We start from the raw sequence: 14,300 nt of genomic DNA, 5'->3' as shown, positions 1-14,300 counted from the left end.
GGGACACAAGAATGTCATTATTTGATCATAAAATCACAGAATTAAAACAGCTCATACATAAAAAAGAGATTAAGATTTCTGATCTGGTTGATGAATCTTATAAACGCATCCAAGCGGTTGATGATAAGGTACAAGCCTTTTTGGCATTAGATGAAGAAAGAGCGCGCGCATACGCGAAGAAGCTTGATGAGGCGGTTGACGGCCGTTCTGAGCACGGTCTTCTTTTCGGTATGCCGATCGGCGTAAAAGATAATATCGTAACAAAAGGGCTGCGCACAACATGCTCCAGCAAAATTCTCGAAAACTTTGATCCGATTTACGATGCTACTGTCGTTCAGCGCCTTCAAGACGCTGAAGCGGTCACAATCGGAAAACTGAACATGGACGAATTCGCCATGGGGTCATCTACAGAAAACTCAGCTTACAAGCTGACGAAAAATCCTTGGAACCTGGATACAGTTCCCGGCGGTTCAAGCGGCGGATCTGCGGCTGCGGTTGCTGCGGGAGAAGTTCCGTTTTCTCTTGGATCTGACACAGGCGGCTCCATCCGTCAGCCGGCTTCTTTCTGTGGCGTTGTCGGATTAAAACCTACATACGGACGTGTATCTCGTTACGGACTGGTCGCATTTGCGTCTTCATTAGACCAAATCGGACCGATTACACGTACGGTTGAGGATAACGCGTTTTTACTTCAAGCGATTTCCGGCGTAGATAAAATGGACTCCACGAGTGCAAATGTGGACGTGCCTGATTTTCTTTCTTCATTAACTGGCGACATCAAAGGACTGAAAATCGCCGTTCCGAAAGAATACCTTGGTGAAGGCGTCGGCAAAGAAGCGAGAGAATCTGTCTTGGCAGCGCTGAAAGTCCTTGAAGGTCTCGGCGCTACATGGGAAGAAGTGTCTCTTCCGCACAGTAAATACGCGCTTGCGACATATTACCTGCTGTCATCTTCTGAAGCGTCAGCGAACCTTGCACGCTTTGACGGCATCCGCTACGGCTACCGCACAGACAACGCGGATAACCTGATCGACCTTTACAAGCAAACGCGCGCTGAAGGTTTTGGAAATGAAGTCAAACGCCGCATCATGCTTGGAACGTTTGCTTTAAGCTCAGGCTACTACGATGCGTACTACAAAAAAGCGCAAAAAGTGCGTACGTTGATTAAGAAGGATTTCGAGGACGTATTTGAAAAATATGATGTTATTGTTGGACCGACTACACCGACACCTGCGTTTAAAATCGGTGAAAACACGAAGGATCCGCTCACAATGTACGCAAACGATATCTTAACGATTCCGGTCAACCTTGCCGGCGTACCGGGAATCAGCGTGCCATGCGGATTAGCAGACGGACTTCCGCTCGGCCTGCAAATCATCGGAAAACACTTTGATGAAAGCACTGTATACCGCGTTGCTCATGCATTTGAACAAGCGACAGACCATCATAAAGCAAAACCTGAACTGTAAGGGGTGAAAAGAATTGAACTTTGAAACGGTAATCGGACTTGAAGTCCACGTTGAGTTAAAAACAAAATCAAAAATTTTCTCAAGCTCTCCAACGCCATTCGGCGCGGAGGCGAATACGCAGACAAGCGTCATTGACCTCGGATACCCGGGCGTCCTGCCTGTCCTGAACAAAGAAGCCGTTGAATTCGCAATGAAAGCCGCTATGGCGCTCAACTGTGAGATCGCAACGGATACGAAGTTTGACCGCAAAAACTATTTCTATCCTGACAACCCGAAAGCGTATCAGATTTCTCAATTTGATAAGCCAATCGGCGAAAACGGCTGGATCGAAATTGAAGTCGGCGGCAAAACAAAACGCATCGGCATCACGCGCCTTCACCTTGAAGAGGATGCCGGAAAGCTGACGCATACAGGCGACGGCTATTCTCTTGTTGACTTCAACCGTCAAGGAACGCCGCTTGTTGAGATCGTATCAGAGCCGGACATCCGCACGCCGGAAGAAGCGTACGCGTATCTTGAAAAGCTGAAATCCATCATCCAATATACAGGCGTTTCTGACTGTAAAATGGAAGAAGGCTCACTTCGTTGTGACGCCAATATCTCTCTTCGTCCGATCGGCCAAGAGGAATTCGGCACAAAAACAGAATTGAAAAACTTGAACTCCTTTGCGTTTGTTCAAAAAGGCCTTGAGCATGAAGAAAAACGCCAGGAGCAGGTTCTTCTTTCGGGCGGCGTCATCCAGCAAGAAACTCGCCGTTATGATGAAGCAACGAAGAAAACCATTCTTATGCGTGTCAAAGAGGGATCTGACGACTACCGTTACTTCCCAGAGCCAGATCTAGTCGAGCTCTACATTGATGATGAATGGAAGGAACGCGTAAAAGCAAGCATTCCTGAGCTTCCGGATGAGCGCCGCAAGCGTTATATCGAAGAGCTTGGCTTGCCTGCATATGACGCGATGGTTCTGACGCTGACAAAAGAAATGGCTGATTTCTTCGAAGAAACCGTTCAAAAAGGCGCTGAAGCTAAACAAGCGTCTAACTGGCTGATGGGTGAAGTGTCAGCTTACCTAAACGCAGAACAAAAAGAGCTTGCCGACGTTGCCCTGACACCTGAAGGCCTTGCCGGCATGATCAAATTGATTGAAAAAGGAACCATTTCTTCTAAGATCGCGAAGAAAGTGTTTAAAGAATTGATTGAAAAAGGCGGCGACGCTGAGAAGATTGTGAAAGAGAAAGGCCTTGTTCAGATTTCTGACGAAGGCGTGCTTCTGAAGCTTGTCACTGAGGCGCTTGACAACAATCCTCAATCAATCGAAGACTTTAAAAACGGAAAAGACCGCGCGATCGGCTTCCTAGTCGGACAGATTATGAAAGCGTCCAAAGGACAAGCCAACCCGCCGATGGTCAACAAAATTCTGCTTGAAGAAATTAAAAAACGCTAATAAAAAAGCAGCCCTTAGAGGCTGCTTTTTTATGGTCAAATTGAGATAAAGACAGAGATGAGGGCCCGAAGTCTTTCAACTTCTTTGTCGTTGGTTCCGGTCAAATTGGACAGCATGCCTTTAATAATCGGCTTGCGCGGTTTATCCTGAGTCAATTCTTCCTCGATAACATCAAGTGACACGGTGATATCCTCGGGCAGCGTGCTGTTTTCTTTCACTTTCTGAATGTCCTCAAGCAGCTGGTCTTTCCCCGCAGGCATCGGGTTGAAAATGTCTTTTGGCACAATCGGATTGAGTGCTGAGCGGCTCAGCCCCTGTACAAGATCATCCAGTCTCTCGATGATAAAGGCTGAGATTTCTTCTGCACCGATATTAAGCTCACTGTTAAATACCATCACATTCATATAGGAATGCACGATGCCTCTTGCCATGATGGACAGATCTGCGACGTACGGCTCGATTCCTTTTCCATAGGACGACAGCAAGGCGTTCCGGTACAGCTTATCCGTCTCCATGGTTACTTTGTAAAAGTATTGCTTGATTTCTTGATTTTCCGGAATGATATTTTCGGTAAGCAAAAGTACGATAAAATCTTTATGATCACGAAAATCCTCAAATTGAGCGCCAATTTGTTTTTTCAAAACTTCTTTAGGCGGCTTTCCAGCAAGATCTTCTTCTATATTTTTCATTTTGTTCATAGACATACCGATATAATATTCACAGGCAGATAACAGCAGCGCTTCTTTCGATTTGAAGTGCAAATAAAAAGCGCCCTTCGAAATGCCGCATTCACTGGCGATTTCTTGGATCGTCGTAGCTGCGAATCCTTTTTTCGCAAATAAACGAATGCTGGTTTTTATGATTCTCTCTTTTTTTTCATTCATGACGTGCTTCCCCTTAATCCTTGAAAAATTTAGTAAAATTTTCTGGTATATGAGTTGACGTTGTTGCGTTATAACGTTTAGTATTATATAGAATGACCAGTCAGTCAATAAAAAATGTAATGGAGGATATGATGAACCACGTTATTAATTTCGTTCTGAAAAACAAATTCGCCGTATGGCTGATGACGATTATTGTAACGGCAGCCGGCTTGTATGCGGGTATGAATATGAAGCAAGAGTCTATTCCTGACGTGAATATGCCTTACTTGACGATCAGCACGACATATCCGGGTGCGACACCAAGCCAAGTGGCTGATGAAGTGACCAAACCGGTTGAACAAGCCGTGCAGAACTTGGACGGTGTCAGCGTTGTGACGTCGACGTCCTATGAAAACGCATCGTCGGTCATGATTGAATATGATTATGAGAAAGATATGGACAAAGCGAAAACAGAAGCAGCTGAAGCGTTAGAAAACGTCAGCCTGCCTGATGACGCGAAGGATCCGGAGATTTCACGCTACAGCTTGAACTCATTCCCGATTCTGACGTTAAGTGTGTCCAGTGATAAAGATAACCTGCAAGAGCTGACGAAAAAAGTGGAGGACAGCCTCGTTTCTAAGCTTGAAGGCATAGAAGGCGTTGCGTCCGTCCAAGTATCGGGCCAGCAGGTGGAAGAGGTTGAATTCTCTTTCAAAGAAGACAAACTGAAGGAATACGGCCTTGATGAAGATACTGTGAAGAAAGTGATTCAAGGTTCAGATGTGACAACTCCGCTTGGATTGTACACATTCGGAAATGAAGAAAAATCTGTCGTCGTCAGCGGCGATATTGAAACAATTAAAGATTTGAAGAATATGAGAATCCCGACGGCATCAGCTTCAAGTGCAGGCAGCAGTGCAGCATCTCAAGCGGCGGCGCAGAGTGCACAGGCAGCCCAAAGCGCACAAGCGGCAGCACAGGCGCAGCAAAGCGCAAGCACAGCAGTGCCGACGGTCAAGCTTTCTGACATTGCTACAATTAAAGATGTGAAAAAAGCTGAATCCGTTTCACGCACAAATGGCAAAGACAGCATCGGCATCAACATCGTCAAAGCAAACGATGCGAATACGGTAGAGGTTGCCGACAATGTCAAAGCTGAGCTGAAGAAGTTCAAAGAAGACCATAAAGGCTTCAATTACAGCGCAACTCTCGACATGGCGGAGCCGATCACACAGTCAGTTGACACGATGTTAAGCAAAGCCATCTTCGGTGCTATTTTTGCGATTGTGATTATTCTCTTATTCTTAAGAGATATCAAATCAACATTAATTTCGGTTGTTTCAATTCCATTATCATTGCTGATCGCACTCCTTGTGCTGCAGCAGCTTGATATCACATTGAATATTATGACGCTCGGCGCAATGACCGTTGCCATCGGACGTGTAGTCGATGACTCCATCGTTGTCATCGAGAACATTTATCGCCGAATGAGACTCAAAGACGAGCCGCTCCGCGGAAAAGCCTTGGTTCGTGAAGCGACGAAGGAAATGTTTAAACCGATCATGTCATCAACGATTGTGACAATTGCGGTATTCCTGCCGCTCGCACTTGTAGGCGGACAAATCGGTGAGTTGTTTATTCCGTTTGCCTTAACGATTGTTTTTGCGCTTGCCGCATCCCTGGTGATTTCAATCACGCTTGTGCCGATGCTCGCACACAGCCTGTTCAAAAAATCATTAACCGGTGCGCCTATTAAAGCGAAAGAACACAAACCTGGCAGACTTGCAAACATCTATAAAAAAGTATTGAACTGGGCGCTGAGCCACAAATGGATCACGTCTATCATCGCTGTTCTGATGCTCCTTGGAAGCTTGTTCCTTGTACCGTTAATCGGTGCCAGCTACCTGCCGTCCGAGGAAGAAAAAACGATGCAGCTCACATACAGCCCAGAACCGGGTGAAACGAAAAAAGAAGCCGAAAATGAAGCTGAAAAAGCGGAAAAAATCCTGCTTGACCGCAAGCATGTCGATACGGTTCAGTATTCATTAGGCTCTGGCAGCCCGCTTGCCGGAGGAGATTCTAACGGTGCGTTATTCTATATCAAATATGAAAGCGACACACCTGACTTTGATAAAGAAAAAGATAACGTTCTGAAGGAAATCCAAAAGCAATCTGACCGCGGAGAATGGAAGTCACAGGACTTCAGCTCTTCAGGCAATAACAACCAATTAACATACTATGTGTATGGCGATTCTGAAAACGATATTAAAGACACGGTTAAAGACATTGAAAAAATCATGAAAGATGAAAAGGATCTGAAAAACGTAAACTCAGGCCTTTCCAGCACATATGATGAGTACACATTTGTCGCTGACCAAGAAAAACTAAGCAAACTCGGTTTAACTGCGTCTCAAATTTCTCAGGCCTTAATGTCACAAACATCGCAAGAACCGCTCACAACTGTGAAAAAAGACGGCAAAGAGCTTGATGTGAACATTAAGACAGAAAAAGACGAGTATAAGAGTGTGAAAGATTTAGAGAATAAAAAGATCACTTCCGCGACTGGCCAGGAAGTCAAAATCGGCGATGTGGCAAAAGTGAAAGAAGGATCAACATCAGATACCGTGTCAAAACGTGACGGAAAAGTCTATGCGGATGTCACAGGTGAGGTTACATCTGACAACGTCACAGCCGTATCAGCTGCTATCCAGAAGAAAATCGATAAGCTTGACCATCCTGATAACGTATCGATTGACACAGGCGGCGTATCAGCGGATATCGCTGATTCCTTCACGAAGCTCGGTTTAGCGATGCTGGCAGCAATAGCGATCGTTTACCTTGTGCTCGTGATTACCTTCGGCGGAGCACTAGCGCCATTTGCGATTCTGTTCTCATTGCCGTTCACAGTCATCGGTGCCCTGGTCGGACTTTACGTATCAGGTGAAACGATCAGTCTGAACGCCATGATCGGTATGCTCATGCTGATCGGTATCGTTGTCACGAATGCCATTGTCTTAATTGACCGCGTGATTCATAAGGAAGCGGAAGGCCTGTCTACGAGAGAAGCGCTCCTGGAAGCCGGCTCTACACGACTCCGTCCGATCCTGATGACAGCCATTGCGACAATCGGCGCCTTGATTCCATTAGCCCTCGGCTTCGAAGGCGGAAGCCAGGTCATTTCAAAAGGACTCGGCGTCACGGTTATCGGCGGTTTAATCAGTTCAACGCTTCTGACGCTCTTGATCGTGCCAATCGTATATGAAGTATTGGCGAAGTTCCGCAAGAAAAAACCGGGAACGGAAGAAGAGTAAAAAAACTAAAAGCCTCAGCTCTGCTGAGGCTTTCAGCTTGTTGAAAAACTCTCGCATTCGTTGTCAGGTCTGCGCGTCGGTGCTCACGAATTCTACATTCGCTCCGCTCCAATGCTCCCCCTTCCTAGACTACAAGGGTTTTCAATCAAGCTGAAAGAATGTTAAGGATGACAAAAGCTCAAAACAAGAATCAGTTTTGAGCTTTTGTGCGTTTTCACCTGTAAGATTATGTACATTTTGTTGCGATTTTTTTAACTCATAGTATAATTAAAGGTTGTTAGTGTAAAAATGGATCGGATACTCTTAAGTAGGATGATGAGATAATGAAACGTGCACGCATAATATACAATCCGACTTCAGGACGGGAGATCTTTAAAAAGCATCTTGCCCAGGTCCTGCAAAAATTTGAACAAGCCGGCTATGAAACCTCCACCCATGCGACGACATGCGCAGGAGACGCTACACACGCTGCCAAGGAAGCGGCATTGCGTGAGTTTGACCTGATCATTGCGGCAGGCGGAGACGGAACGATCAACGAGGTCGTCAACGGGCTTGCGCCTTTAGACAACCGTCCGACACTCGGTGTCATTCCAGTCGGCACAACAAACGACTTCGCCAGAGCGCTCGGCATTCCGCGCGAGGATATTTTAAAAGCAGCAGATACGGTCATTAACGGCGTTGCCCGCCCGATTGACATCGGACAGGTCAACGGCCAGTATTTTATCAATATCGCTGGAGGAGGCCGTCTGACGGAGCTGACGTACGATGTGCCAAGCAAACTGAAAACGATGCTCGGCCAGCTTGCTTATTATTTAAAAGGAATGGAAATGCTGCCTTCACTTCGTCCGACAGAAGTCGAGATTGAATATGACGGCAAGCTGTTTCAAGGTGAAATCATGCTGTTTTTGGTCACGCTGACAAACTCCGTCGGCGGGTTTGAAAAGCTCGCGCCGGATTCCAGCCTGAATGACGGCATGTTTGATTTGATGATACTAAAGAAGGCAAACCTTGCTGAATTTATCAGGGTCGCAACGATGGCGCTTCGCGGCGAACACATCAACGACCAGCACATTATTTATACAAAAGCGAACCGCGTGAAAGTCAATGTATCAGAAAAGATGCAGCTGAACCTGGACGGCGAGTACGGCGGCATGCTGCCGGGCGAATTCGTGAATCTGTATCGACACATTCACGTCGTCATGCCGAAGGAGAAAGCGGAACAGCTGGATGACTAAAACTTGGCTTTGTAAGCCAAGCTCAGAATGTTGACAAAATCCTAAAACAGTTTTCGTTTTAGGATTTTGTCATCTTTTCAGCGTGATTGAAAACCTTTGAAGTCTAGGAAGGACGAGCATTGGAGCGTACTTCCGCAGGATGCGGTGACAGCGGCGTTTGAGCAGGACGCTCTAGTTTTTAGCCGCTGGTCTTTTTACGTGAGCACCGAAGCACAGGACTGACAACGAATGCGAAGGTTTGCCTACACGCTGAAACTTGGCTTGAATAGGCCAAGTTTTTCTTTCGCTTAAAACTAGAGGTGATTATAGATGAAAATGAAACCCCCAGTAGAAAAAAACGAATACTATGACGTGACATTTGAGGATTTGACGCACGAAGGAGCGGGCGTCGCAAAGGTTCAAGGATTCCCGATCTTTGTGCCGAATGCCCTGCCCGAGGAAAAAGCGCAAATCAAAGTGACACGCGTCAAAAAAGGTTTTGCTTTCGGACGCTTGATTGAGCTGAAGGAAGAAAGCCCGCATAGAACGGACGCCCCATGCCCAATTTACAAGCAATGCGGCGGTTGCCAGCTTCAGCACATGACCTACGAAGGACAACTCTTGTTTAAACAAAAACAAGTCAAAGACGTCTTGGAACGGATCGGCAAGCTGGACCTGTCCAACGTCACCGTGCACCCGACACTCGGCATGCAAGACCCGTGGAACTACAGAAACAAAGCACAGGTGCCGGTAGGAGAACGGGAAGGCGGACTCGTCGCGGGATTCTATCAGCAAAGAAGCCATGACATCATCGACATGAGCGCCTGCCTGATCCAGCAATCCAAAAACGACGAAGCCGTCCAAGCCGTCAAAGACATTTGCGCAAACTACGGTGTCAAAGCCTACAACGAAGAACGCCACAAAGGCTGGCTCCGACACATCATGGTCAGATACGGCGTTGTTACGGGCGAAATGATGATCGTCTTCATCACACGAACAAACGATTTCCCGCATAAAGCGAAGATCATCGAAGACATCACAGCTCAATTCCCGCACGTCAAATCCATCGTGCAAAACATCAACCCAAACAAAACAAACGTCATTTTTGGCAACGAAACAAACGTCATCTGGGGCGAAGAATACATCTACGACCTCATCGGAGACGTCAAATTCGCCATCTCCGCCAGATCGTTCTATCAGGTCAACCCAGAGCAGACAAAAGTGCTCTACGCCAAAGCGCTTGAGTACGCTGAGCTTCAAGGGGAAGAAACCGTCATTGACGCCTACTGCGGCATCGGAACAATTTCTCTATTTCTGGCAAAGCAGGCGAAAAAAGTGTACGGCGTAGAAATTGTGCCGGAAGCGATTGAAGATGCCAAACGAAATGCAGAATTAAACGGCATCACAAACGCAGAATTTGCTGTTGGAGAAGCGGAAACCGTGATTCCAAAGTGGTATGAAGAAGGCATTACAGCCGATACGCTAGTCGTCGACCCGCCAAGAAAAGGCTGTGACGAAGCCCTCCTGCGGACGATTGTGGAAATGAAGCCGAAGCGGGTGGTGTATGTGTCCTGTAATCCTGGCACGCTTGCGAGAGACCTGCGGGTGCTTGAGGATGGCGGGTACGTGACGCGCGAAGTGCAGCCTGTGGATATGTTTCCGCATACGAATCATGTGGAGTGTTGTTCACTGCTAGTGAGAAAAGATTAAACGAGATGTCACAGTGTCAGAACCCTTCCAACATAGTGGAAGGGTTCTATGTTTGTGTAGGGAATTATAATGTAAATGAGTTAGGAGTGGTACACATGGGCGGCGGTTTATATGGACACAGAAATATTGAAGATGAGCGATTAAAGGAATGGATAAAAACGTGGAAAGCGGAGAATTACATTCATTTTTTTTGTAATTATTACGGAGTCGGAATGAACGCTGAGTTTAAAGACTCTTTGGCTAAGCAAGTTGAACTAGTGATACAAGAGTCTTCAAGTATCACTGTTTCAAAGGATAGATACTTGTTCGATGAAGTCATGAAATATATGACTCCTGAAATGTTTTATTGCTATTTTAGATATGACAGTTCAACTGCTTATTGTGGTAATTATTATGAAGTGTTGATTGAATTTGCTGATGAATTAACTAAGAAAAAGTTAATTATGGGCTATGACTATGTACAAACAGGCGGAATAACATTAGAAAAGAATGGTGAAGTGATAGGACATATTGGTCAAATGAGTGACCTTTTTTGGCACACGTTTTATGACCAGTATATTGTAGAGGATTATGGTGCAATAGAGCATGCGAGAAACAATGGCAAGGATATTACCCTACAAATTTGGAATGACAAAGTTTTTGAAAATACAGAGCAGTTTTACAAATTCATTGAACAGATTTTGTTTGAATGTAATGTTAATCTAGGCTTTGGTTTCAAGATGTCAAGATTTGAAAATGAAAGTAAATTAAAAGGGCATACGTCTAATACTAAACTATGCTTAAGTAATATTGAATTAGAGGAAACCCCCCTAAGATATTTTAACTTTGCTAACTATACTAAGATACCACGACATAAATACTTAGCTTATTATCAGGTTATTGAATTTTTCTTTACAAGAGCCGTCAGGAAAGCGAGGTTTCCTCAACCAAACGAACTCTTAATAGTAAAATACATAGCAACTAATTCAATAACTGAATTAGAAGTAGTTACATGGCTTGACGACATTAAGAGCAGGGGTAAGCACTATACAAAACCTTCGGAGAAATACCCTGCACTTTTTCCTTTGGAAGCTACAGAAATTGTTGAGTCAGTAGCAAAACGGATTTATTTAATAAGGTGTTCGTTGGTTCATTCAAAAGAAGCACCTAATGATGTTAATTTCATACCTAATCTTAATGATGAAATAATAGATAAGGAAATATCACTTATCAAGTATGTTGCAGAGAAAGTATTGTATAAATGGAGTAATGCTCCTGAATAGTCGAGGGTATAATTATGGCAAATCCATTTTCAAACAAAAAGAAAGTCCGTGTATGTCGTAACAATAGAGACAATGTAAAGTTATGGATGTCCCTATTTCTACTGGTAACTGACGCAATTCTCCGATGTGGTATTCTCGTTTAATTCTTGAGACAATGATAGAAGTTTATCAATCTTGGTCTCAGCGGATGAAAAGATTAAATGAGCCATTTTACCTGAAAATTTGGCTCTATAATCCGAATTTTATTTATTCACAATAGGTTGTCGCTTTTCGTGTGTGCTTAAATTATTACGGCAATACATATAATAGTTTAAATTTTTATATTAGATGGGTTTATAAAAAAATAGCCCAGCAGAGAGAGCTGAGCTATTTTTAAATTTATAGACCGAAGTAGTTTATTACAAATTCTTTATCGTCCTCATCTGTAGGCAATATCCCTAAATTTTGATATTTCCAAACATCTCGTCTTTGAAGGTCATCAAGTTCAGAGGATAAAACATCATCATAATTATAATCAATTGAAAACTTTCCGGTGTTTTCTAATTTTAAAGTGAGATTAGTCCAAATATCTTGGTTGCCTAGTTTAAATTCTTCTTTTAGTTCTTCAAATAGCTCTTGAAGTTCAATTAGCAGTTGATCGTAAATCTCTTCGCTCACATCAAAGTGTTCAGGTATATAATGAGAAAATACATAATCACTGTTATTTGGTGTTGTAAAATAAAAGTATATATCCGCTGAGTCATCAAGTATTTCAGCATATAAAACGATCTTTTCCCATTGCGAAGGAATCATTTCATTTAGATGTTCAGCAATCTTTTGATATAGTTCACCCATTTTTTGAGTTTCCATTAGATTAACCCCCAGCTTTATTCTTAATGATTGTTCTAACAGGTTCTTTATCCCCAACTTTATATACAACAATAAATTTAGAAGGTCTTAAAGAATCACCCTCATAAATGTTGTTAATTTTAACTGTCACTTGTTTCGGTGGTTTTTGACTTAAAGCTTTAGACCACACTTGCTCCATGTTGTACCATTTCCCGCCGCTCCTATTAATCTGAGAATTCATCGGCACGATATTGTCGAACTGGCCTGAGCCTTTGAATTGGGTGGCGATTAAATGGCCTCCGTCATCGTCGGGCCTTCGGTCTTGGGGCTTTCCAGCATTCGTCTGTGCATATTGGTTTCGTTTTGCTTCTCCCAGCTGTAAGTCTGCTTTGACACTTGTAATTCTACCATAGTTGTCAGTCGTGTATGTGTAGCCTTCTTTTGTTTTGTAGATGATATTGGGCTTCAGCACTTTCTTTCTGCTCCATCTTGCGAAATGCTCGCCGTATTTGACTGTTACCGGCGGTACATGTGGCGCTGGAGTTCGTCTTCCGCTTGATGACGTTCCGTATGGTTTCGGAAGGATGACCTTGGCGAATTTCTGAAGTCCCTCTTTAAGTGTGACCCCGTTGACTGCGTTATAAGGAACGCCCGCCGGAACTAAGTCGTGACGCGGATGATACGGGAGAATATCAGCTAGAGTGAGATCTCCGATTTGATTTAACTTGGTTTTGACGTGTTTTTTTGATCCTTCGATGCCTGTGTTTACTTTTTGTTTGATGTGATCAACGGTTTGTTTTGTGACTGTTATGGCTTTTTGGGCTGTTGCAGATTTGCTTGCTGTTGTTTTGACTTTGGTCGTCACTTTGGCGGCTGTGCCAGTTTTTGAGACGGCTCCTACGCCTTTTGTGCCGACAATTGATGTGACAACAGTGCCAACCGCATATGACACCCATCTTGCTCTTGAGTAGGTGTCACCATTCACCATGTCTTTTTGATACGATTCTTCGATTGCCGCTGAAATGGCTTCATACGTTTTGATCGGGTGAGCCATCGCTCCGGTAATCGCTTCAACGGTTCCTCCCGGATCTGTGACCATATCCCACAGGCCTACGACCGCGTCTTTCCCGGAATTATAAAGGCCGACGGCAACCCCTTTGAAGCCTGCTTCAAACTCACGCGTGTTTTCAATTTGGGTGAAATATCTCTGTTGTTCTGCTGTCAGATTTTCATAGCCGATCGTTTTTGCCATTTCGTAGAATTCATCGGCATCTGCATAATCGTAGTTTTTCAGTCTTTCTTTTAATTTTTCAATCTCGCGTTCCTTCGCTTCCTCTTTCTTAATCTTCAAGTAAGCCTCTGTCCGCTTTTCAATGTCGCCTTTTTTCTTATGTATGTCACTCTCACGGTACGCTTTGGCGTTGTAGTGGATGGGTGTAGCGTTTTTGCCTTTGCCCGTTGCTTCTTGGAGCTTTTGGAAGTCGGATTTGATGAATTGTTCGTTTGGTTCTGACAGGGCGTATTCAGTCTGCAGATCTTCGTCCAAGGCGTCCAATTTTTCCAGTGTTTTTTTGCGTTTGTCGTTGGCATCGGCCAGCTCGTCTTTGAAGGTTTCTGTTGAAAACAGGTCGAGCGGGAGGATGTCGTCGATATCGTTTAAGATGTCTTTCATCGCTTTTTTCTGTTCAGACATGATAGATTTTGATTTTTTATTTGCATTTGCCAGTTCGTGCTCCAGGAAGGATTCTTCGATGTATGCGTCTGAGAGGCCTTTGTCCTCGGCGGCTCCGGCGATACTATTGAAAAATGCGATTTTCATGTCGATGTAGTCGATCCATTGGTCGGTGACGCCGACGTGGTCGTGGTAGAAGGCTTTGATATTGCTGGCGCCTTTACCTGAGAATTCACTGTCACTGAGATCAGCGACGCTTTTTAATGCTTTTCTCAAATTAACCATTTGCGTTCTTAGTTCTTTGTACTCTTTTGCACGGTCTGTCGCTTCTGAAAGCAGTGTTTTCGCTTCAAATACTTTCATGACCATTTCCCTTCTTTTGTTCACTCAATATCAAAATTTTACCACGGTGCGGGATGGGGGTGGGGGTGAGAACGTGTTTTGGTGGAAAAATGAGTCATTTGGCATGTGTCTTTATTCGTGGAGGGATTGGCGGAAACATGGTCGAAATGATATTGATTGCTACA

Annotated in this window: 8 protein-coding genes and 1 pseudogene; 6 read left to right on the top strand and 3 right to left on the bottom strand. The window is 44.3% G+C overall.

Annotation, left to right across the window (positions count from 1 at the left end; genetic code table 11):
- The first annotated feature begins 11 nt into the window (after positions 1–11).
- Both gatA and gatB read left to right on the top strand, forming a co-directional pair.
- Positions 12–1,469, top strand: a complete 1,458-nt coding sequence (gene gatA, locus NYE22_RS18630) for an Asp-tRNA(Asn)/Glu-tRNA(Gln) amidotransferase subunit GatA (RefSeq protein WP_095252640.1) — start codon at positions 12–14, stop codon at positions 1,467–1,469.
- A gap of 13 nt (positions 1,470–1,482) precedes the next feature.
- Positions 1,483–2,913, top strand: coding sequence for an Asp-tRNA(Asn)/Glu-tRNA(Gln) amidotransferase subunit GatB (gene gatB / locus NYE22_RS18625; RefSeq protein ID WP_003219444.1), 1,431 nt, complete (start codon positions 1,483–1,485; stop codon positions 2,911–2,913).
- Here gatB and NYE22_RS18620 read toward each other — a convergent pair.
- Positions 2,900–3,797, bottom strand: a pseudogene (locus NYE22_RS18620) (TetR/AcrR family transcriptional regulator). The gene gatB and the pseudogene NYE22_RS18620 sit on opposite strands and share 14 nt — an antisense overlap.
- Positions 3,798–3,928: 131 nt before the next feature.
- Between NYE22_RS18620 and srfP the strand changes: the two are divergent.
- The 4 genes from srfP (at position 3,929) to NYE22_RS18600 (ending at position 11,273) form a co-directional block, all read left to right on the top strand.
- Entirely contained in the window at positions 3,929–7,087 is a 3,159-nt protein-coding gene (gene srfP / locus NYE22_RS18615; protein ID WP_342412790.1) for a surfactin resistance protein SrfP, read from the top strand.
- Positions 7,088–7,410: 323 nt separating this feature from the next.
- Complete coding sequence (locus NYE22_RS18610; protein ID WP_003233894.1) at positions 7,411–8,322, top strand: diacylglycerol kinase; 912 nt, start codon at positions 7,411–7,413, stop codon at positions 8,320–8,322.
- Positions 8,323–8,631: 309 nt separating this feature from the next.
- Entirely contained in the window at positions 8,632–10,011 is a 1,380-nt protein-coding gene (gene rlmD, locus NYE22_RS18605) for a 23S rRNA (uracil(1939)-C(5))-methyltransferase RlmD (protein WP_342412045.1), read from the top strand.
- 95 nt (positions 10,012–10,106) lie between these two features.
- Positions 10,107–11,273, top strand: a complete 1,167-nt coding sequence (locus tag NYE22_RS18600; RefSeq protein WP_276354810.1) for a hypothetical protein — start codon at positions 10,107–10,109, stop codon at positions 11,271–11,273.
- A 378-nt stretch (positions 11,274–11,651) separates the two neighbouring features.
- Here the strand turns inward: NYE22_RS18600 and NYE22_RS18595 are convergent, their stop codons facing one another.
- Both NYE22_RS18595 and yeeF read right to left on the bottom strand, forming a co-directional pair.
- Positions 11,652–12,122, bottom strand: coding sequence for a TIGR01741 family protein (locus tag NYE22_RS18595; RefSeq protein ID WP_033885029.1), 471 nt, complete (start codon positions 12,120–12,122; stop codon positions 11,652–11,654).
- 4 nt (positions 12,123–12,126) lie between these two features.
- Positions 12,127–14,136 (bottom strand): LXG family T7SS effector deoxyribonuclease toxin YeeF, encoded by a 2,010-nt coding sequence (yeeF, locus tag NYE22_RS18590; RefSeq protein WP_276354808.1) that lies wholly within the window; start codon positions 14,134–14,136, stop codon positions 12,127–12,129.
- Between the last annotated feature and the right edge of the window lie 164 nt (positions 14,137–14,300).

The sequence above is a fragment of the Bacillus sp. FSL K6-1560 genome (genome assembly GCF_038592935.1).
Taxonomy (GTDB): domain Bacteria; phylum Bacillota; class Bacilli; order Bacillales; family Bacillaceae; genus Bacillus; species Bacillus subtilis.
Note: the sequence above shows the minus strand (reverse complement) of the source record. Positions and strands in the feature narration are given on the sequence as shown.

Excerpts from the sequence above, each read along its gene's own strand:
- gatA (WP_095252640.1), top strand. The coding sequence starts at position 12 with ATGTCATTATTTGATCATAAAATCACAGAATTAAAACAGCTCATACAT.
- srfP (WP_342412790.1), top strand. The coding sequence starts at position 3,929 with ATGAACCACGTTATTAATTTCGTTCTGAAAAACAAATTCGCCGTATGG.
- NYE22_RS18610 (WP_003233894.1), top strand. The coding sequence starts at position 7,411 with ATGAAACGTGCACGCATAATATACAATCCGACTTCAGGACGGGAGATC.
- rlmD (WP_342412045.1), top strand. The coding sequence starts at position 8,632 with ATGAAAATGAAACCCCCAGTAGAAAAAAACGAATACTATGACGTGACA.
- NYE22_RS18600 (WP_276354810.1), top strand. The coding sequence starts at position 10,107 with ATGGGCGGCGGTTTATATGGACACAGAAATATTGAAGATGAGCGATTA.
- NYE22_RS18595 (WP_033885029.1), bottom strand. The coding sequence starts at position 12,122 with ATGGAAACTCAAAAAATGGGTGAACTATATCAAAAGATTGCTGAACAT.
- yeeF (WP_276354808.1), bottom strand. The coding sequence starts at position 14,136 with ATGAAAGTATTTGAAGCGAAAACACTGCTTTCAGAAGCGACAGACCGT.